The 19,268-nt window shown below is 59.0% G+C and carries 19 protein-coding genes and 1 pseudogene; 7 read left to right on the plus strand and 13 right to left on the minus strand.

The features are described 5' to 3' along the window. Window positions 1–460: 460 nt before the first annotated feature. The gene (locus QF038_RS11540) at window positions 461–913 is read left to right on the plus strand and encodes a GNAT family N-acetyltransferase (protein ID WP_307610276.1); all 453 of its coding nucleotides are present in this window, start codon (window positions 461–463) and stop codon (window positions 911–913) included. Window positions 914–924: 11 nt separating this feature from the next. Next, window positions 925–1,305 carry a thioredoxin gene (gene trxA, locus QF038_RS11545; protein ID WP_307610277.1) on the plus strand — a complete coding sequence of 127 codons (381 nt, stop codon included), beginning with the start codon at window positions 925–927 and terminating at the stop codon, window positions 1,303–1,305. A gap of 104 nt (window positions 1,306–1,409) precedes the next feature. On the opposite strand, the gene QF038_RS11550 is transcribed toward trxA, so the two are convergent. From QF038_RS11550 to QF038_RS11580, 8 genes are all read right to left on the minus strand, one after another. Further along, a complete protein-coding gene (locus QF038_RS11550) occupies window positions 1,410–2,054 on the minus strand; it encodes a TetR/AcrR family transcriptional regulator (protein ID WP_307610278.1) in 645 nt (214 codons plus the stop codon). A gap of 980 nt (window positions 2,055–3,034) precedes the next feature. Next, the gene (locus QF038_RS22325; protein ID WP_373461557.1) at window positions 3,035–3,307 is read right to left on the minus strand and encodes a DUF6510 family protein; all 273 of its coding nucleotides are present in this window, start codon (window positions 3,305–3,307) and stop codon (window positions 3,035–3,037) included. Continuing rightward, window positions 3,307–4,032, minus strand: coding sequence for a ferredoxin reductase (locus tag QF038_RS11555; RefSeq protein WP_307610279.1), 726 nt, complete (start codon window positions 4,030–4,032; stop codon window positions 3,307–3,309). The genes QF038_RS22325 and QF038_RS11555 overlap by 1 nt, the downstream gene beginning before the upstream one ends. After that, window positions 4,029–4,613 (minus strand): sulfite oxidase-like oxidoreductase, encoded by a 585-nt coding sequence (locus QF038_RS11560; protein ID WP_307610280.1) that lies wholly within the window; start codon window positions 4,611–4,613, stop codon window positions 4,029–4,031. The genes QF038_RS11555 and QF038_RS11560 overlap by 4 nt, the downstream gene beginning before the upstream one ends. A 54-nt stretch (window positions 4,614–4,667) precedes the next feature. After that, a complete protein-coding gene (gene msrA / locus QF038_RS11565; RefSeq protein WP_307610281.1) occupies window positions 4,668–5,189 on the minus strand; it encodes a peptide-methionine (S)-S-oxide reductase MsrA in 522 nt (173 codons plus the stop codon). After that, window positions 5,186–5,647 carry a peptide-methionine (R)-S-oxide reductase MsrB gene (msrB, locus tag QF038_RS11570; protein ID WP_307610282.1) on the minus strand — a complete coding sequence of 154 codons (462 nt, stop codon included), beginning with the start codon at window positions 5,645–5,647 and terminating at the stop codon, window positions 5,186–5,188. Before msrB ends, msrA begins: the two co-directional genes overlap by 4 nt. An 84-nt stretch (window positions 5,648–5,731) precedes the next feature. Further along, complete coding sequence (locus tag QF038_RS11575) at window positions 5,732–6,097, minus strand: hypothetical protein (RefSeq protein WP_307610283.1); 366 nt, start codon at window positions 6,095–6,097, stop codon at window positions 5,732–5,734. Window positions 6,098–6,220: 123 nt separating this feature from the next. Further along, window positions 6,221–7,141 (minus strand): ferritin-like domain-containing protein, encoded by a 921-nt coding sequence (locus tag QF038_RS11580; protein WP_307610284.1) that lies wholly within the window; start codon window positions 7,139–7,141, stop codon window positions 6,221–6,223. A gap of 441 nt (window positions 7,142–7,582) precedes the next feature. Here QF038_RS11580 and QF038_RS11585 point away from each other — a divergent pair, with 441 nt between their 5' ends. The 3 genes from QF038_RS11585 to QF038_RS11595 all read left to right on the plus strand — a co-directional run bounded on the left by QF038_RS11585 (window position 7,583) and on the right by QF038_RS11595 (window position 10,229). After that, window positions 7,583–8,212 carry a sigma-70 family RNA polymerase sigma factor gene (locus QF038_RS11585; RefSeq protein WP_307610285.1) on the plus strand — a complete coding sequence of 210 codons (630 nt, stop codon included), beginning with the start codon at window positions 7,583–7,585 and terminating at the stop codon, window positions 8,210–8,212. Between the two features lie 111 nt (window positions 8,213–8,323). After that, window positions 8,324–8,446 (plus strand): hypothetical protein, encoded by a 123-nt coding sequence (locus tag QF038_RS11590; protein WP_307610286.1) that lies wholly within the window; start codon window positions 8,324–8,326, stop codon window positions 8,444–8,446. Between the two features lie 601 nt (window positions 8,447–9,047). Next, the gene (locus QF038_RS11595; RefSeq protein WP_307610287.1) at window positions 9,048–10,229 is read left to right on the plus strand and encodes an MFS transporter; all 1,182 of its coding nucleotides are present in this window, start codon (window positions 9,048–9,050) and stop codon (window positions 10,227–10,229) included. A gap of 170 nt (window positions 10,230–10,399) precedes the next feature. Here QF038_RS11595 and QF038_RS11600 read toward each other — a convergent pair whose 3' ends face one another. The 5 genes and pseudogenes from QF038_RS11600 to QF038_RS22335 all read right to left on the minus strand — a co-directional run bounded on the left by QF038_RS11600 (window position 10,400) and on the right by QF038_RS22335 (window position 14,173). Further along, the gene (locus QF038_RS11600; RefSeq protein ID WP_307610288.1) at window positions 10,400–10,780 is read right to left on the minus strand and encodes a hypothetical protein; all 381 of its coding nucleotides are present in this window, start codon (window positions 10,778–10,780) and stop codon (window positions 10,400–10,402) included. 457 nt (window positions 10,781–11,237) lie between these two features. Continuing rightward, window positions 11,238–11,441, minus strand: a pseudogene (locus tag QF038_RS22330) (IS30 family transposase); the annotation flags it as partial. A gap of 157 nt (window positions 11,442–11,598) precedes the next feature. Continuing rightward, entirely contained in the window at window positions 11,599–11,928 is a 330-nt protein-coding gene (locus QF038_RS11605; protein WP_307610289.1) for a carboxymuconolactone decarboxylase family protein, read from the minus strand. A gap of 114 nt (window positions 11,929–12,042) precedes the next feature. Beyond that, window positions 12,043–13,485, minus strand: a complete 1,443-nt coding sequence (locus QF038_RS11610; RefSeq protein WP_307610290.1) for an MFS transporter — start codon at window positions 13,483–13,485, stop codon at window positions 12,043–12,045. Window positions 13,486–13,837: 352 nt separating this feature from the next. Continuing rightward, window positions 13,838–14,173 (minus strand): heavy-metal-associated domain-containing protein, encoded by a 336-nt coding sequence (locus tag QF038_RS22335; protein WP_373461558.1) that lies wholly within the window; start codon window positions 14,171–14,173, stop codon window positions 13,838–13,840. Between the two features lie 1,459 nt (window positions 14,174–15,632). On the opposite strand from QF038_RS22335, the gene QF038_RS11615 reads away from it, so the two are divergent. Both QF038_RS11615 and QF038_RS11620 read left to right on the plus strand, forming a co-directional pair. Next, on the plus strand, window positions 15,633–16,094 hold the full coding sequence (locus tag QF038_RS11615) for a helix-turn-helix domain-containing protein (protein WP_307610291.1): 462 nt from the start codon (window positions 15,633–15,635) through the stop codon (window positions 16,092–16,094). Between the two features lie 935 nt (window positions 16,095–17,029). Next, complete coding sequence (locus tag QF038_RS11620) at window positions 17,030–19,186, plus strand: glycogen debranching N-terminal domain-containing protein (protein ID WP_307610292.1); 2,157 nt, start codon at window positions 17,030–17,032, stop codon at window positions 19,184–19,186. The last annotated feature ends 82 nt before the right edge of the window (window positions 19,187–19,268 follow it).

Raw genomic sequence — 19,268 nt, forward strand, 5'->3', positions numbered from 1 at the left:
GGAGGAGTGTGGGAGGACATGCATTGTTGCGCACGAAAGAAAAAGTGACTGGCAGGACCGGTAGGCCTCCATGCATCCACAACACTGATGGCCGGCGCGGACAACGAAATCGGTATCGACATTGCAAGCCGCGGAGATGACTCTCGAAATCCACAGTCGACATCTCGCAGCCGAACTTGACGGCACAGATGTGACGGGCAACATCTACCAGCCAGGAGGAGTCGATTCTGATGTGCCAAGCCGCGATCCGCAACTCACCGGGGGCGCGGCCGCTTCGGCCGAAAACAGCCATTCAGACCACGTAATCACACCGCATGGATCCGCTTTGGCCCTCCTCGCCCATCTCTTTGGACGGGAGGGTAGCCGGACAGGGGCGGTATGGGAACTCAGGGACATGCCCGGTAAATAAACGCCATTCACCTGACAGGAAGACTGCTTAGATAAACATCAAGGAGATGACATGCCACGCAATGTGGAAGACTCGTTTGGTTGCACCAAGAAGGAGCAACACTGCATTAATGCTGTACAGGCAGTCATGAAGCGCCTTCCCGATACGGACGAAATCCTTATTTCCGATAACAGTGACGTTGGCATATACGAGGCAGTAATGGAGGGCGTAATTGTCGGTGGCATTGCGTACCGCAAAGTCGGCAACCTCGTTACACTTCTCGTGACATCCGTGTTTCCAGAGTTTAGAGGCAAGGGAATCCCCTCGAAGCTTCTCAGAGGTGTCTTGGACAAGATTCGCACTCGGGGCGAAACTCTCGCTGTGAAATGCCCATTCGCAGCAGAATTTATTGTTTCTCACGCCGAGTACGCCGACCTGCTCGATACGGTTCATGCTCGGCGTCACCCAACGCGTGACCCCACCTCAGATCGAGCAGGGCTATATAAAATCGATAAGTTATATTAAGGAGAAAAACAATGGCAGTCGTCGAACTTACGGACGAAAGTTTCGAGACCACCCTCAAGGATAACGACATTGTCCTCGTTGACTTTTGGGCCCCCTGGTGCGGTCCTTGCCGGCAATTTGCCCCGATTTTCGAAAAATCCGCAGAAGATAATCCCGATATAGTTCACGGGAAGCTGGATACGGAGGTAGCGCAGCGCGTTGCGGCGGCAGCGGGGATCTCGGCGATTCCGACACTGATGGCGTTCCGTCAGGGTGTCATCGTTTTCAACCAGGCAGGCGCCCTGCCTACCGCTGCTCTGGCTCAGGTTGTAGAGGGTGTCAGGAACCTGGACTTGCGCGATGTCCGAACTAAAGTCCCCGCTCCTAACAGTGCCGGAACACGGGAATACTGATCCAACTGAGCTTGGGCGTGTTGATTCTGTGAACGTCCCGGTGAGGACGTTCGCAGACGACGCAGTTGACGCCAGCATTGACACCGATCCTCTCGGTGTTGTTGCTAGACGACTTCACTTGGTTCGCGAGAGAGAAGGCTGAGATGTGCGATTGAGACATCAAGAGCGGTCGCCATTGGCGTGACATCCCGTGACGTCTGAGCCAGCAAATACCCCCCTTGAAGAGCTGCGATGAATCCTGTGGCGAGTTGATCGATGTCGGCGTCCTGGGGGATGAGTCCATCCTGTTGGAAGCGGCGAAGGAGATCCGCGAAAAGTTCTTCCCAAGCAGTGAAGAGCTCGTGGAGCTTCTTACGGGCAATTGCGTCCTGGTCGGCGACCTCGTTCGCTAACGAACCCAAGGAACACCCGTATTTACCCTCGTGCAGGGCATTCGTTTCGACTACCGCATCTCTCCAGCGCCGTAAGCCAGCGAACGTTCTAACGTTGCCCAGCCGCTCCCGTTCGCCAGCGATCCGGCGCTCCCCCACGAAGTCTATTACTGCTCGCACCAGGGCGGGCTTATCTTCAAAGTGGCGGTATAACTGTGACTTGCTGACCTTGCTCACTAAAGCGACATCATCCAGGGTGGTTCCACCGACTCCGCGTACGCGTATCAGGTCAGCTGCGGTCGTGACGATTCGAGACCGTGTCTTCTCGCCACGTACAGTCAAACGTCCTGCCACGGCTTTCTGAAAGTTCTCCTCCACAAAGCCATTTTACGTCCGGGGAGCTTTCCTGGCGTTGTCGACGCGATAAGCGGTCCTACGCCGAGGGCGATCCCCCGTACGCACCCCAAGTTCGGTTGTGGTTTTCCTGGCGTCCCCGCGAGGACCCTGACTTCCTCAGATCTTTCCAGAGGAGCGAGCAAAACCTCGAAAGTTCATGGCGGGGCACGAGTGTAACGAACGTGAGACCAGCATCCCGCTCCAGACCAGAGCATTCCACGTGGCCGGATGAAAGCAGGGAACTCTTGAGGAAGCAGTGAAAACTATGCTGTCCCTCATCAGTTCGCGGCCTTGACCGGACCATGTTTTCCGCTTGCCGACTTTCCGGAGGGTTGATTCGATGGCATCCAAGTACGCGTCGGATGCGCGAGAGCCTCGCCGTTTCGATCGCCGTGGGCCGGTAGTTTGAACGGTCCTGTACATCTAAGTCCGAGTTGTTAGCTTTTCCGATCTTAGTTTCCTCGAGAGAAGAATCATTTCCTCAGCGAGTGATGCTGGAATCAACGACGCAGCAGCGCGGCAGAAACAAAGTCTTCGGTAAAACCGTGACGTTTCCAATAACGACCGGCACGTTCACTGAACTGAGAATAGAATCACCGGCAAAGGAATTTACGGCCGCATTTAAAAGGCCGGTAAAATTGTTCACCTGGGATCAAAAGAGTCCTGCGGAAAAGGGACAAATATGATAGTACAGTCCTAACGAACAATAAGTGCCCAAGGGTCGGTGAGAGAAGTCAAGAACATGCACCCAGTGCGTCGAAAGTCAGCCAGCGCATTCTGTAAGCGCCGCCGACGTTAGCCCATCCAGGTGCAGATAGCTGAAATCTGGGAAAGCTCGCGCTACCTGGCGTTTCAACCGGTCCACATCGGAAACCGAGCATGGAACGCGAAGTCACGCCGCGCCCGTAGTGCCGGGTCGTCCTCGTAGCTTCGTCTGAAGCGACAATGTCCAGCCGTCGCTGTCATTCATGGAATCCGCCGATTTCCGATGGTCTAAGCCAGCGGAGCCCTTGTGCGCTGAAAGACTTCCGCCCCGCGTGTTCCATGATGACCATGAGGACGTGGCCGCACCTTCGGCAGCGTGCAACGAAACCCATCGGCATGCCATAAACCATGGACTGGCCTAGTACTGCGATATCCTCACAAAACTGACATTGACCTTGGCTTGACGTCAGGTCGAATCCGAAAATATCACTGGTTGGCCCTGCAAGAACATTCCCGTCGAGGTTGTCCATCAATTGCCGCCGAATCGTTCAGTGCGAATATTCTCAGCCGAATGCCCAAGCTCAACAAGGCCGCTGGATACGGCTTCGACAAATCCTGTGGGACCGCAAATGTAAATGAGTGGTACTTGTTCCGGTGGCAGCGTTTCCACTCTCAGGTCCTCAGCTGTGAGTCGACCGGCAGCGCGAGACCAGCCCGGCGGGACGGCACGGCTGTAGTGCCAGGTAGTGGGTGACGTGGACGAATGCCGAAGTAGTTCATCGCGGAAGAATGCGTCATCTGGAGTTCGAATCGAATAGAGAAGCCGCATAGGCGCCAAGCTTCCCGAGTCGGTGTGCGCACGCATCATCGCCAGCAGGGGAACAACCCCGGAGCCGCCGGCGACTAGCTGGACGGGTTTGCACTGGTCGGGTCGCCACACGAACCAACCGCCAAGCGGTCCACGCAGCTCGACCCGATCACCGAGTTCGAGATCGTCGACTAGGAATGGAGACACTTCGCCGTCTGGAAGTCGGTCGATAGCGAGCTCAATTTCTTCACCGGCGCCGACACTGGCGATAGAGTACGAGCGAACAGCCTGGTAACCGTCCGGCGCAGTTAGTCGGACATCGACGTGCTGGCCTGCCGCATTCCCCGTCCAGCCCGGAACGGCGAAGGTGATACTCCGAGCAGACTCGGTTAAGGGGTGCGCATTCACGAGGCTGCCGGTAAACCAGCCCATGGCGGTCCGTGTCACGCGTAACGTTCTTCCCGCCACGGATCTCCGTGTAGGTTGTAGCCGTTCCGCTCCCAAAACCCTGGAGCGTTCTTGTCCTGCATGACAAGTCCGCGCACCCATTTGGCGCTCTTCCAGAAATACAGGTGGGGAATCAAGAGACGTGCTGGCCCCCCGTGTTCCGGAGCGAGCTTCTTACCGTCGTACTCGTGGGCGATCCATGCCCGCCCAGCGAGGACTTCCTCGAGGGGAAGATTTGTGGTGTAGCCGCCGTATGAATGGGCCATCACGAACTCGAACCCCGTCTCGACACCATCGAACAAAGTATCCAGTGAAACGCCTCTCCAGCCGGTGCCCAGTTTCGACCAACTGGTTACGCAGTGGATGTCGACGGTAATGTCCTCCGACGGGAGAGCCATAAACTGGGCCCAATTCCACCGACGGGTCTTTCCCGTTTCAGTACGAATGGTGAACTCCCAGTCGTCTGCAGCAATCGACGGAGTCGGGCCTGCTGACAACACCGGGAATGAGTCCGTCAAAAACTGGCCGGGCGGCAGAGAGGGATTGTCATACCGGTGGCGTTGACCTCCGAAAACTGCCATTCGGGGGCCTCCTTCCATAAATTGTTCTCGTGGATTTCTTAGCTTCCACAACGGCTAGCGAGCGTCTGTGGTCTGGCTCTCTCGATGCGGGAGCTTCCACTCAGGTCGGACGTAGTGGCATGTGTAGCCCGCCGGGTACTTTTGCAGATAGTCCTGGTGTACGTCCTCTGCTTCCCAAAAGTGACCAGCCGGCGCTACTTCGGTTACGACCTTCCCAGGCCAAAGCCCTGACGCGTCTACGTCCTGGATGGTTTCCAGCGCCATCTGCCTCTGTTCGTCGCTGGTATAGAAAATTGCGGAGCGGTAGCTGCGGCCCACGTCGTTACCCTGTCGATCGAGTGTGGAGGGATTGTGGATCTGGAAGAAAAACTCGAGTAACTCCCGGAAGGTAATTTGGTCCGGATCAAAAACGATTTCAACGCTTTCAGCGTGGTCCCCATGGTTGCGGTACGTTGCGTCCTGCGTAGTTCCTCCGGAATACCCGGCGAGGGTGGAGATGACACCGGGCTTCTTTCGAAGCAATTCCTGGGCACCCCAGAAGCAACCGCTTGCCAGGATCACACGGTCGCGGCTCACGAGGCTACGTCCGAGGCGAAGAGGTCGCGGAACTGTCCGTACCCCGAGGCCTGAAGCTGATCCACCGGAACGAAACGCAAGGCCGCAGAGTTGATGCAGTAGCGCAACCCTCCCTGGTCAATCGGACCGTCATCGAATAGATGCCCCAAATGACTCTCGCCGTGCTTGGACCGTACCTCAGTTCGCACCATGCCATGGCTATTGTCCTTATTCAGGACGATGTTGTCGCGGTCAATCGGCACGGTGAAGCTGGGCCATCCCGTACCGCTATTGAACTTGTTGATGGACGCGAACAACGGCTCGCCGGAGACGATATCGACATACAGGCCGGCATCACGGTTGTCCCAGAATTCGTTTCGGAATGCAGGCTCGGTCGCGGCTTCCTGCGTAACTTTGTATTGATCGGGCGTGAGTTGGGAAATTTTTTCCGGCTCTTTGCGGTAATCCATGTCGGGCATTTAGATCTTTCCTTCTATTGATAGCTACTGGTGCTTACTCAGGCTTCTGGGCCAAGTACACGCCTGGCTTCTGGGTGAAGGGCGCTACTGGTGCGCGCCAGCGCTGAACGGACGGAGCCTCGGCAGGTACCGTCCTTCTGAAACAGCTCCCCCGGGGACGTCGATGAAGCGGACACCGATGACTTCATCCTTGGCGTCCACAATCCAGCAGACGTCATAGGTCGCACAGTAGGTCGGGGGCCAGAAGGACCAGAACTGCCCCTGATCATTCACCCCCCACTTTCCGTATGTGCGGTTCCCGTTCTCGGTGTAGGTCGTGATACCGCCAGGAGTGAACACCTGGGTGGCCTCACCGGAATAGGCTAGGGGTGCTCTTGTCACGGCGTCCGCTATTTCGCCCGCGTCGATTCGGTCGCCATTTCTGACCGTAGGTCTGTCGGTTTTAGACACTGAATTCCTCCCCCTTCATAGCGTTTAGCCCTCGGCACTGCAGGCGACGCAGGTGCTCCATCACGCTTCTGATGCGCGCCCACCACGCGAGCCTCGTCGGCGTATGCAGTTTGAGGCAAGTGATTAATTCGTGCGGGGCCCCGTGCCGTGCACGATCGTTCCGTTGATTCCGTCAGGGTAGAAACCTCCGGCAGCTCCCGCCTGGGCGTCGAGGTAGACGATGTTAAGGATCTCTGCTGGTGTGCGGCCGAATGCCCGCCCGTGTTCGTCGGTTGGAATCAGGTTGGCTTCGTCCCTGGTGCCGAGGTCTTGATCATCCTCTGCTGGCCCGCTGACGGCATTCCTAACTGTGGAAAGCTTTCGCACAGCATCAAACACTGATTCGTCCACAAGTCCTTCGTTGTACAGGGAAGCCCTAATGATCCCCGCGTGGTAAGCCTCTGTGGCGAGAAGGCCCGCTGCTGCGTCAAGGTAGGTCTTATTGGAGATGAATGGCGCTGCCCCCTTGAAAGCGGTAACTCCCACATCTTCGAAGAGAAAGGCGGCGAAGAGGAAGTTACGGTCGTTCGCGTACGGGTCGAAGATCTCGCCGGGCTTGACCAAGCCTGCAGCGGTCGCTGCAGCAGTGAAACTGTGATCGAGAGATATGCGTGGACGCGCTACGGCTGCGCTGCCTAGTGCGTCGCGGAGGAACACGACGTGGGCGCGTTCATCCATGGCGATTTCTCGGGCGATGTTCTTGACCAAGGGACTCTGAAAGTGAACTTGTCGGCCGCCTGACACCGGTCCCGGCGTTCCCGTTCCGCCCACCAAATCGTCGGGTAGACCCTGTCCCGTTGCGCCGCGTAAGTAGAACTCGGCTTCAAGGTACTCCAGGCTGAGAGCAAAGTTCAGGATTGAACTGTCGCTTGGCCCGCCATCGCTGTTTTTGACCGGCGGCGAGCCGGTCTGCGCCTCCACAACCATGTCGGTCAGTTGGGCTCGGTCCGTTTGCGTCTCTGCACTGGCGCTTATGACGTCACTGATAAAGCGGTTCTCAGACATCCTGGCTCCTGCCGTTCGATGGCTCCGGCCGCCCGGGAGGCTGGCCGACGTGCTCCCGAATCTGTCATCGGACACACTTCTATTCCTACCCTAACGGGACTAAATCGTCCAGTAGTTTTTCCCCATTGATCACGAAGCGTCTGATCATGAACGGACAGCGCATCCTTGGAAGCCTCGGCGCTTCGGGCGTGAGTAAGCCTAGGGTCGTGACTCGCGATGTGAGGCTGTAGCCCAATCACCCTTGCCCTGATGCCCCGCCTCGTTCTATTGTGGACGTAATCGTTCTCTATTCTTCGAGAAGCGACCGAGCTCTATCGGGACCAACCGCCCATCCAACTCGATGACGGCACACGCAGAGCCCCACCTCACTTGCAGAACAGCTTGCGCCAGATTTGACCACGCAATGGGCCGCGGCGCACTCACCGAATTGGATACATCAACATGGACATTGACTCCACAACGTTGCTCACGGCGCTCCTCGCTGGCAGTGCTAACCGTGAAACCGCGTTAGCACGTCTCCATGAAATGATGCTGAGGATCGCCACTCATCTGGCATACCGGCGCGGGCCCGCATTCAGAGTCAGCGGGCCAGAACTTGATGACCTTGCACATCAGGCCGCCAACGATGCCATGGTCTCGCTTCTGGGAAAGCTCGATACCTTCCGCGGAGAAAGTCGATTCACGACGTGGGCATATCGCTTTGTGGCGCTGGAGGTCTCCAACAAGCTCAGCCGCCACTTTTGGCGGACCCCTTCGGCGTCCCTTGATGTTGAGGAATACGAGCGGCTACCCGCCGTGATCACAGAAGACCCACTCGAGCAGACACAGCACAGGGAACTTAGTGCCGCTGTGCGTAGGGCCCTGACTGAGACCTTGACAGATCACCAGCGTCGACTCTTCGTCGCAATCGTGATCGATGGAGTTCCCATAAACACCATGGCTGCTCAGTCGGGATCGAATAGGGGCGCTATTTACAAGACTGTATTTGACGCACGCCGCAAAATTCGCGCCTATCTGGCTAGCAACGGATACCTGGCCGATGAGCCTGTCGCTGCCCGAGCTACTGACTAATGTTCGGAGTAGGCACTTCACGAGACGGGGTCGACCGATGTGTGCTGCTCCGGCGGGGCGATGAACCCGTGCAGCAGGTCCGCGAAGGGGATCTTCATCATCAATCTCCTCATGGACTTCCCGTACGGGTCCCGCGGCGACCTCCACGGCGGCAACGATGCGTTCGATGCCGCCGGCGGTCCTGATCAGGCCTTGAACGCCCTGGCACCAGCCATCCCGCAATTTTCTTATTGAGCTCATAGGTTCCAAAGCAGATTCGAGGCAGCAGTAAGACGGAGCCGCAGATCGACACTAACCGCCTGGAAGTCAAAAGTGCTTTGCTGGCACCACCTTGGACGTGTCCAGGCGTAAGAAGAGCTATCGACCGGCAAGGAGCCGCCCGTGAAAACCAGTCCATTTTCGAACAGCCCAATTCGATTCTAAGCAAGCGGACGTGCCCCCCACAGTGTTGCATGAGGGGTTCCGCTGAGGATGCATAGGGCAATATTCGGGCCTTAGTTGAAAACCGCACGTTTTCTTCAGAACGGCCCTACGGTTCGGCCCATCAGCGGGCCCGCTATTCGAATCCATAGCAACATCACTCTGATCCAAAGCCTGGCCACCGACGCCGAGCTGACGTCTCCCAGAAGGGCGAAGGCTTCCGCTGTGACTCAGCCCGCGTAGTCGCTCCAAGTGTCCGTGTGGCCTCAGAGGCAGCAGAATTCTTGGTCGAAGTGAACCAGTCTGCCCGGCAGAGAGCTCAAGTGACCAAAATTGATGATTCAGAACGTCAGGAAGGTGCCTTATGGCTACGGTTCCGGTAATCCCTGGCGCGGGACAGGACAGGCGTCTCCGGTTGGCCTTCATATCGTCGGTGATATCGCTGGTGGCCGGATTTGCGGCGGTCGGTTCTACGATCCCACTGTTCAACCTCTACCGCGCACAGGATGGGTTTACAAACGCTGATATTTCAATGGCGGTCGTCTCCTACTCGGCCGCCACACTCATAACACTTTTAGTGCTGGGGCGAGTGTCCGGTCATCTGGGCCGACGGCCAACCTCGATTGCCGGGATGATCCTGCTCTTGCTGGCTTGTCTGCTACTGCTGGAAGTGCACGACGTCGGTGTCCTGATCTTCTGTCGGGTGCTGATGGGTTTTGGCGCCGGACTCGCCAGTAGCAGCCTAAGTGCCTACATAATCGACACGGCGCCCGGTCACCCGGCCTGGTTAGCATCGGTTGCCTCCAGCCAGACGATCATGCTCGGCCTGGCCGTCGGTACTGTCGTCTCCGGTGCCTTGGTCCAGTTCGGACCGTGGCCGCGCCAACTCATCTTCATAGTGGTCATAGCCCTCCTCCTGGTCTCTGTGGCATTGATCGCTATCAGCCCCGAAACTGTGAATCGGAGGCCAGGTGCCTGGCGGTCATTGAGACCGCGTGTCCATGTGCCCGCACGAGTCGGGGGGCAGCTCCCGAGCGCGGCAGCTATACTCTTGGCCACGTGGGCAGCCGGAGCCTTCTATCAAGCCTTTGTACCGGCACTGGTAGAAGATCAACTGCATACCAGTAGCGCACTCATCGTCGGAGTGGTGTTCGCCGCCTATATGGGGTCCAGTGTTTTAGGCGCTCCCCTTAATAGCAGATTTAGCGCCGCAACCGCCCAGCGCATCGGTATGGTTAGTTTCTTTGTTGGGATGATAGGCGTTGTCGCGGCAATCGCCACGGGCACCCTGATGCTGTTCATCGCTGCGACTCTCGTCGCCGGCGCCTCTCAAGGCGTCGCCATCAGCGCCACCACCCGCAACCTGCTTCATGGCAGCAACCTGGCCGACAGGGCCCCAACCTTCAGCGTCATTTACCTGCTCAGCTATAGTGGCGCAACAATTCCTGCACTCGTTGCAGGACACCTTTCCGATAGTTTCTCAATTCCGCAGATTGCCCTTGGCTACAGCGCATTTGCTTTTGTCGCCACCGTGCTCGCTCTCGTCGTGGCACGAAACCCCAACTTCGGGCACGAGCGGGAACATCTGCCCAGTTGAGTGTCCACGCAAGGGCGCCATTCAGTGCCGTTGTCCTTCCTCCCGGCGTGCCCCCGTCGGTTGGGCTGAGGTTCAAGTTTCTTGTTTCAGCCATCAGTACCCTGATACCGGCCCACTGGTCAGCAGTACCGGCACAACGCTTTGCTCCCCCGCCCTGCCGTATCCGTCTTCTAGGACCCCTTACTGTGCTGCAAGAGAGGCACGAACGCAAGGTCGAGCGCGGCGTTGAGAGGTCGAGGATCTTCTGCCAGCTGACTAAGGGTTCCTCCCCCATGAAGCGCCGCCAGAATCAATAGAGCAGTTTTCCGGGTGTCGGCACGGGCGTTCGTGCCCGCCTCTGGCGAACACGGAATACTACCCCTGGCGCCGCTCTGCAGCAGGCGATCCAACGTTTCGGCGATTAGCTCGCACCACCCGTCAAGGAAATCGACCCGATCACGTCCTCCCCGACGCTCCCGCAACACCAACGTGTACGACGACTGAGGGTTCATCAGTTCCTCGACGAGGTCTTTTCGCCAGCTGTTAAGCGTCTCACTGTCAGTGACTTCCAACAGACGCACTCTTTCGAGCGATAAAACCTCAGCGAAACACAGCCTCATTCATCCTCCCAGACAGTGGCAGATCGAACACTTATCCCGCCCAAATAGTGGACGACTTCGTCCTTATAGTACCGGCAATAGTGAGAGTTCACCGGCACATCGTGCGTCGCTGGCCGGTCGAACGGACGTAAACGTCCCTTATACCGTGTACTGAAGTGTTCAATACCCCGGGTCTGCGAGCCCGCCACGATGTTTACGGCACCGGTCAGGTTCGTCGACTGCAAGCGGGCCTGGAAAAGAGGGACTGGCCTATCTGGATTCGGCTGACAGAACCCGCCTCGCTGAGCCGTATCGGCACACGGGAGATGCCTGCTAGAAACCCTTGCCTATCCAGATTGTTGATGCTGTCAGCGATGGTCGAAAAGTGAGCCACTTCGCGGGCGCCGGAATCCAGCAGTCGTGCACCAATTTATGGTTCTACCGCGGATGAAGACAGTCTAGCCAGACGTCCTGTAGGACTCTGCCAATCTAGGCTCTCCGTGGGCGGCGGTTGGGTTCAGCAGCGATTTGGAGAGGTGTTCTGGGCTGTGGACACTCAAGTGCCCTTCGGGAAGTACTACCGGAGGCCGCCATTGGTGTTCTCGTTCGAACCGCGCTGCCAGGGACTGGCGGGGTGTGGCCATGCCGCCATCGGGTGCCCGAACTACGGATCAGGCCGGACCCTCACACACCGTTTTTCTTACAGTCCCGGGACGTATGCGGGCACGTTGCCGACGTCGTTGGCAAGGGCTAAACGAGGCATCCCATGTGGCCGCTTGCCTTCGCGTTACTCAGTCCCCTTCAGCGATGCTTCTCATCGCTTTCCACCCGTGGGTCACTCCACCGCCGGCACGCAGGGCGGTAGCAACCGTGACGGTTTCCGCTATGTCGGCTTTGGAGGCTCCTGCGGTGACGGCGCGCTTGGTGTGATCCTCGATACAGAAGGAGCATTGTGTGGTGAGCGCGACACCTACTGCGATGAGTTCCCGGACGAGGGGGTCAAGGACGCCGGTCTTCTTGCCGAAAACCGCCTTGTCGAACGCGAAGAACGCGGAGACCATCTCCGGCGCGCTTTCCTTCAGATCCTTCATGTACTGGGCATCTGCCTGGTGACCATGCATGAGTTAGCCTTTCGTTGCGTAGCGGGTACTGCTATTTGCCGGTGTTGTGGGCGGGCGGTGACCGTAAGGGCGCCCGTGAATGCAGCGGCGGGCCTGCCGACTTTTCGGTTCCTGCTAGTGGCTCGGCTCGTGGATTGCAGCCACAGCGGACTTGTGATCGGCTTGTGCCGTTGCTTTGGAGGGCAGGGTGGTGGCGGCCAGTATTCCTGCTGCTGCGAGCATGCCGGCGACGGTGAGTGCGCTGCCGTACCCGATGACCAGTTGAGGGGCCGCTGTTGCGCCGGGTTCGGGCGTCCCGGTGACGGTTGCGGCGATGCCAGCCAGAACCGCCAGTCCCAGGGCCACCCCGATTTGCTGGGCGGAGTTGAGCAGTGCGGAAGCAATGCCGGCCTCGTGGGATGCCGTGTTGTAGACCGCGGCCTGGGTCAGGGCAATGACGCCGAGGCCGAACCCGAGGGCGAGGAAGAACATGGCCGGGGCAAGGTGCAGCCAGTAGCTCGTGTCTACCTGGATGAAGGAGAACCAGAAGGCTGCAGCGGCGCTGAGCACAGCGCCCCCTGCTGCGATGACGCGCGGAGCCACCTTGTTGAGCAGTTTGGGGGCGGCGCCGGCTCCGACGATTATCCCGGCGGCGAAAGGGAGCCAGCCCGCGCCGGTTTGCAGGGGGCTGTAGTGCTGTACCTGCTGGAGGTAAAGGGTGATCACATAGAAGGTGCCCATCGGGCCGACGGCCAGCAACAGCATGGACGCGTAGGCGCCGGCGCGGCCGCGGTCCCGGAACAAGCTCAGTGGGACCAGCGGTGTGCTGCTGCGTGCTTGCGTAGCGATGAACGCTGCGAGCAGCACCAGTGCGGCGCCGAGGAGCCCGAGCCCGATCGGGTCGGTGAAACCATCTTCACCAAAGCGGGTGATGGCATACACCAGGGCAACCATGCCGCTGGTTCCCAGCACTGCGCCCCTGACGTCAAGGCTGCCCGGGTGACGCTCGGCTTCAACAAGCGTGCGGCTGCCGAGCAGCACCAGGATCCCGATGGGAATGTTGATGAAGAAGACCCACCGCCAGCCCAGGGTGCCAGTCAACACGCCACCGAGGAGCAGACCGATCACGATCCCGAGTCCCGACATCGCGCCGTACAGCCCGAGGGCGGCGTCCCGCGTCTTGCGCTCGGCGAAGGTTGTGGCGATCAAGGCCAGGGCATTCGGTGCGACCAGCGCCGCCCCCAGCCCCTGGACGGCCCGGGCGCCTATGAGCGCCCCGCTGTTCAGGCCGAGACCGCCGACCAGTGACGCAAGCACGAAGATCACCAGGCCCGCCTGCAGGGCACGCCGGCGCCCGTAGAGGTCGCCGATCCGCCCGCCCAGGAGCAGCAGGGCACCGAACGCAAGGATGTAGGCGTTCACGATCCAGGGCAAATGCACGGCGTCGATCCCGAGTTCCTGCTGGATGCTCGGCAACGCGATATTCACGATCGAGTCGTCCAGTACCAGCATCAGCTGCGCGGTGGCTATCACCAGCAGCGGTATCAAATCCCGCCGCTGTCCTGTTTTCTCTGTCACAACATTTCCTTCAAAATTTGGGGAGGCAGCGCGGGGGCCCGCAGTGACTTTCGTCTGCTCGCGCATCCCGCATGGGTGCCGACTCATTAGGTTTGGGACAAGCTGCCGCCGCAGCGAAGGGTGCACAGGGCCCCGTTACCGCTTGGCGGTGCTGCCCTGGCCGGAGCCTCGTCCGTCGCCGTGACCGGGGCAGCTTGTCGGGTTGCAGCACGTCTGTGCCCCACGGCCTGGCCGCTGCCGGGCCACGGGAATTGATGGCCCGGCACGGTGTTTCGGCCCTCAAGTCCTCGAGCAAAAGGGAGAACGCGATTCCGCACGGTTGGCAACAGGGGAACCGCGGCGTACTACCGGCTCAGTTGCTGATAACGGAGTAACCGGCAGAAGTAACGGCCTCACGGACAGCGACACTGTTGGCTCGACCGCTGACAACCAGACGGGAACGGCCGCCGGGAACGAGCTCAACAGAGGCAGATTCCATGTCCTCAAGTGCCGAGACAGCCTTCTCAACAGTCTGGACACAGTGCCCGCAGGTTAGACCTTCAACAGTGAACTCAACGCCGTCGGCGGCAACGCGCGAGGAGGAGGGTTCGGATGAGCAGCAGCCGCACCCCCCAGCCGACCGGGCGAGAGGCAGTTCAGTGCGCTTTTCAGATTCAAACACGCCAGTTTCCATTCCTTGACGAAGCATCAATGGGTGCTGGGGTTGACGGCTGTAAGGGCGGGTGCAGGGCACCGGCCGGGACAAACCATGTCGCTGACAACACCCCAAATATACCCCCTAGGGGTATGATAGGCAAGTGCGTCCGAACAGAAGCTTGAGGTGCTCCGACGAAGCACTCCTGAATGCTCATGAACGCTTCGCGCTTCGTGGTGTAAGGTCCGTCGCGAAGGTCCGCGCTCCCCATGACCCAAGGCTATTCCTTAGGCAGCGGCGATTCTCGTCGTTGTTCATCGGCTGTTTGTGAGACGGGGACCACCGAGGTCATTCACTCGGCCTGTACGTCCAGCTTGGGCACACCCCCCAATCTGACATTCAGACAGGAGCCCCGGAGCCGTTCAGGAGGGGGTGCGATTTTCCTTTTCCTGACGATCGTTGAGAGAGCTCTTGGACCCCAACCTGACGCTTCCCAATGTTTGGGCCAGATCGTGTTGTCCCTGCTGGCCAAACGTCCCGGGCATGAGATTCCGTTCGGAAGGCAGGCAAGAAGGCCGCAAATCATCGCGTGACCGATCAGAAGAGCCGCCCCTCAGCTTTGGGGGCAGCAAGGGATAACTGCTGTCAGGTCCGCAACAAAACCTGCCAGTACGCCCTATAGTTCCAACGTGTCAAGCTTTGTAACACTCAGCGGCGAAAAAGCCTCTGACCCGCGGAAACACTGTGCCCGAGGTGGGACTCGAACTGCCTTCCAGGCCTTGTAAACACCGGGAACCTGCGAGAACACGCGGAATACGAGCCAGTCCAACCCATGTGCGACCCGCTTCGAGGGCGAAAGTGTGGATATTGTGCACACCTCATTTGCCCCTGAAATGGCTCCCACAGCCCAGGCCGGCGGGCCCGCCCCGGTATGCCTGGGCGGATCAAATGGCTGGTGCCCCAACGTCCTCCAGCACTGACCTGTCGAAAAACGGATCTCGCACGTTGCCTCGAAGAACACAGGAACTACTGATGTGCTCGGGTCTTTGGACGTTTCGTAGATCTCAGCCGCACTCCCATGCTTCCTGGCAATCGTTCCAACCAGCTCGGTACCGCGAACCCGAACAGTTCGATATTTGTAGCTCACGGTGACCCCTTCGTCGGCTAGGGCACACCCTACCCCTGAGGGCGCCGCTTCGGTGGGTTGGCTCCTATGGCACCAACACCATTAGTGGCGGCGGCTCGGATCGCTCCATCGGCGCCATTACGACGTGGTTTTTGAGGCGGAACGGTCCGAGATCAAACGGGTCGAAGATCGAAGGCACTATATCTCTCCAAATTGGGACGAAATTCGCATAACCCTGCGCCCACCTCTCAACGAAAAGGGCTTGCCCAAGTGCGGGTACAGGGTTCCCACGGTTACCGTGATGGCAAGGCTCGGGGGCTTTAGACTCAGTTGCAATCTGCATCTCAGCTACTGGATTGCGTCTTGCAATTTAGCTATCATAAAATTATGCGCAAGCACCTCGGTCCTGATTCCGCATGCTCGGTCGCGCGCAGCCTTGACCTGCTGGGTGATAAGTGGATGTTGCTGATCGTGCGCGAGGCCTTGGTGTCGGGAACAACCCGTTTTTCTGACTTCAAGGAAGCGCTTGGAATTGCACCGAATATCCTCGCAAATCGCCTTGACACGTTGGTTGAGGAAGGCCTTATGGAGCGCCACTCCTACAGAGAACGTGGTGCTCGCGAGAGGAGCGAGTATGCGCTCACTGAAGCAGGGAAAGCACTAAATGTGGTAATTGCAGGACTCGCCACGTGGGGGCGCGCGAAACGGCCCCGGGAGGGGGGCAACTCCCCCGCGTTCACCGTTGGCGCAACAGGTGAAATTGCGGAATTGGCTTTTGTTACTGCCGATGGACGACGGGTATCCCCTGAGTGTCTCGTTTCCACTCGCGTTCCTGACGTTCCTGAGTAGCGCAATCTCTGAAGGCTCCGGGAAAACTCTACTAGGCGCGTCCTGGCAGCGAGCAGCTTGGATCGGGAATTGTTCGTACTCGATCTAAGGCACATTCTGTTTGCGGAACTAATACTTCCCGATTTATTTCTTTTCCCTAAGTGACCTATGTCCATAGTCTATTGTTCGCTGCCGTTTTCACTCTTTACCCAGAATGGAAGCGACAAGGCTTTTCGTAGAAGGTAAAGCTTGCGATCACTCCTGCGGCGGCAGGTCAGCACTCAACGCCCGGGACCCACTGGCGGTCGAGCCGCCATGGCCCCGCGCCTTGCCGCCATGAAAGAAGTGGTTAGCAACCATCGCAGCATATGACCTGCCCGCCCCCGCCCTGACAGGAACCCGGCCCTGCCGACCATGGACCGGTACCGGCTGATCCAGCGCACAGGTTCGCGAGTTCCGCAGTCGTAGGCTAGAGGGCCAAGCGGAGGGCCGGTCATGACAGTCTCGAGGAGGTGATGAGCAGTTGTCTGCCGGATCAGGGCCAAACCGACGATGTTGATGAGGCCGGATGCTTGGGCTTTGAGGAGACGGTCGATTGAGCCGTGAGGGCCCGGACCTGCTTTTCCAGTTCCTGGCAGTGCTTCACCAAAAGGCGCAGCGCACGGCCGGTTCGTTCTTCTGAAATGAAGATGGCCGCGGGGGTACTTGGCGGTCCGTTTACCGCAGTAGCTGCCCGTGCATTCAAACAAAAGACCCGTAGTCGCCGGGAACGGCGGTGCCTTTCAAAAGGCTCTTCAAGACCACCCATTGTGACAGCACGCTTGTGGATCTGGCGTCGCCGAGCATGCAAGCGTAGCGTCATTGGACAACAAAAGAGGGCGTCGAGCACCGTATGGAATGTAGATCGCCGGGCGGCTTGGTGCCAATAGTCAAGGTATTCCTTTGGAGGGGCCGAGATGAGCGGGTGGAATGCGGACACTGCAGCCGGGCCGCTGGGGGCTGGCAGTGTGACATTAGTGGATGGTTCATCGTTCTGCATTTCCTCTCCGAACGGGGATATACATCCAGAGCATCCCCATGGGGTTTTCTTAGAGGACATCCGCGTCCTCTCCCGCTGGGAGCTAACGGTAGACGGGGCACCGTTGGAGCCGCTGGCGGCGAAAGCGAAGGAGCCATACCGGGGCCTGTTTGCCGGGCGGGTACTGCGCTCTGATGGGTACGCGGACAGCCCGTTGATCGTGGAACGCCTCCGCGAGTTGGGTGCCGGTATTCAGGAGCAGGTTACGCTCCGGAACTACTCCCCCACACCGGTGGAGTGCGTCGTTTCCCTCAAGGTTGAGGCGGACTTCGCGGACCTTTTCGAGGTGAAAGATGCTCGCATCCAGCGGCACTGGGAGGAGTCCCGCGAGGCGGTGGGCGACGTCCTCAACATCCGGGCCGCTTGGCGGGACGTCCGCAAGGGCATCGCAATAACGGCCAGCGGTGCCGACTTCGCACACGAGGCCCTGACGTATCGGCCAATTGTGGCGCCACACGGTGAATGGAGCACCACGCTGAGCGTGACACCCACATTTGAGGGCACGAGCCCGGTGGTGTCACCAATTCGCCAGGCCGCGGGCCAACTGTCGCCGCGTGACCGCCGTCGGCAAGAGTGGGTGAAGAAGATTCCCGTCTTGCAGACGGGGAACGCTTCCATCGAACGCACTCTGCGACGCAGCTATGACGACTTGGGAGCGCTCCGGATCGAAGATCCGGAGCATCCTGAGCGGATCGTAGTGGCTGCGGGGGCGCCTTGGTTCATGGCATTGTTCGGGCGGGACTCGCTGTGGGCGTCTCTCATGGCGCTGTCAGTGGACCCTTCCCTGGCCCTTGGTACTATCCAGACGCTGGCTGACCGTCAGGGAAGCGTCACGGATGCTATGAGCGAAGAAGAGCCGGGCAAGATCCTGCACGAGGTCCGGCTCGATGTCTCTACCGGGTTGGCGTTAGGTGGCAAGTCCGCTTACTTCGGCAGCGTTGACGCCACCCCCCTCTTCGTAATGCTGCTGGGGGAAGTCAGCCGCTGGGGCTTCGCCAAAGACACCATCGATGCGCTGCTGCCCCATGCTGACCGCGCGCTGGCTTGGATCCAAGATTACGGGGATCGCGACGGTGACGGATTTGTAGAGTATGAGCGGCTGAACGACCGGGGGCTGATCAATCAGGGCTGGAAGGACTCCTGGGACGGCATCAATTTTGCAGACGGCAGGATGGCAGAGCCGCCAATCGCGTTGTGTGAGGTTCAGGCCTACGTCTATGCCGCGTACCTTGCCCGTTCCTGGATGGCCTACGACTCAGGGGACGTGGACTTGGCGATCGAGCTTCGAGACCGCGCCGCGCTGCTGAAACGGCATTTCAACGAACAGTTCTGGCTACCTGAGCGCGGCTACTACGCCATTGCGCTGGACCGCCACAAGCAGCCTGTGGATGCCTGCGCGTCCAATATGGGACAGTGCCTGCTGTTCGGAATCATAGATGAAGACAAGGCGCCGCTGGTTGCCGAGCGTCTGATGTCTCCGGAGATGTTCAGCGGCTGGGGCGTGCGGACCCTTGCGAGCGACATGGGCGCGTACAACCCTGCAAGCTACCACAACGGATCGGTTTGGCCCCACGATAATGCCATTATTGCCGCCGGATTGTTGCGCTATGGCTTCGTGGAGCAGGCCCAGCTGATCTCCACTGCCCTGCTGGAGGCGGCCGACTATTCGACAGGACGATTGCCCGAATTGTTCTGTGGCTTCAGCCGCGAGCACTTCGATGAGCCAGTGCCTTATCCCACGGCCTGCTCGCCGCAGGCCTGGGCTGCGACTACTCCAATCATGTTGATAAAGAGTCTGATGGGTTATTATCCGGATGTTGCCCTCGGTGGCTTGTGGATGGATCCAGCCCTTCCGGAATCCTACGGCGACCTGCACATCACCAACGCTCCGATGGCCGAGGGCCGGATCACGATCGACATCAAAGGTTCCACCACGACTATTAATGGGTTGCCAAAGGGCATGTCGTTTCATACTGGACCCCGACCTTGGATGGCTGACTTAGTGGAACAGGCCAGAATGCGCAGAAAGATTTGACCGCGACCATGCCGAAACTCACGTGGTCCCCAGGACGACGCAACCCTCATCCGCAACCCGAGGGGTTGAAAGGCACGCCCTA

It is taken from the genome of Pseudarthrobacter sp. W1I19, from assembly GCF_030817835.1.
Taxonomy (GTDB): Bacteria; Actinomycetota; Actinomycetes; order Actinomycetales; family Micrococcaceae; genus Arthrobacter.

Coding starts and splice junctions, on each gene's coding strand:
- QF038_RS11540 (WP_307610276.1), top strand. CDS start 461: ATGCCACGCAATGTGGAAGACTCGTTTGGTTGCACCAAGAAGGAGCAA.
- trxA (WP_307610277.1), top strand. CDS start 925: ATGGCAGTCGTCGAACTTACGGACGAAAGTTTCGAGACCACCCTCAAG.
- QF038_RS22325 (WP_373461557.1), bottom strand. CDS start 3,307: ATGGACAACCTCGACGGGAATGTTCTTGCAGGGCCAACCAGTGATATT.
- QF038_RS11560 (WP_307610280.1), bottom strand. CDS start 4,613: ATGGCAGTTTTCGGAGGTCAACGCCACCGGTATGACAATCCCTCTCTG.
- msrB (WP_307610282.1), bottom strand. CDS start 5,647: ATGCCCGACATGGATTACCGCAAAGAGCCGGAAAAAATTTCCCAACTC.
- QF038_RS11580 (WP_307610284.1), bottom strand. CDS start 7,141: ATGTCTGAGAACCGCTTTATCAGTGACGTCATAAGCGCCAGTGCAGAG.
- QF038_RS11585 (WP_307610285.1), top strand. CDS start 7,583: ATGGACATTGACTCCACAACGTTGCTCACGGCGCTCCTCGCTGGCAGT.
- QF038_RS11590 (WP_307610286.1), top strand. CDS start 8,324: ATGGACTTCCCGTACGGGTCCCGCGGCGACCTCCACGGCGGCAACGAT.
- QF038_RS11605 (WP_307610289.1), bottom strand. CDS start 11,928: ATGCATGGTCACCAGGCAGATGCCCAGTACATGAAGGATCTGAAGGAA.
- QF038_RS22335 (WP_373461558.1), bottom strand. CDS start 14,173: ATGCTTCGTCAAGGAATGGAAACTGGCGTGTTTGAATCTGAAAAGCGC.
- QF038_RS11615 (WP_307610291.1), top strand. CDS start 15,633: ATGCGCAAGCACCTCGGTCCTGATTCCGCATGCTCGGTCGCGCGCAGC.
- QF038_RS11620 (WP_307610292.1), top strand. CDS start 17,030: ATGAGCGGGTGGAATGCGGACACTGCAGCCGGGCCGCTGGGGGCTGGC.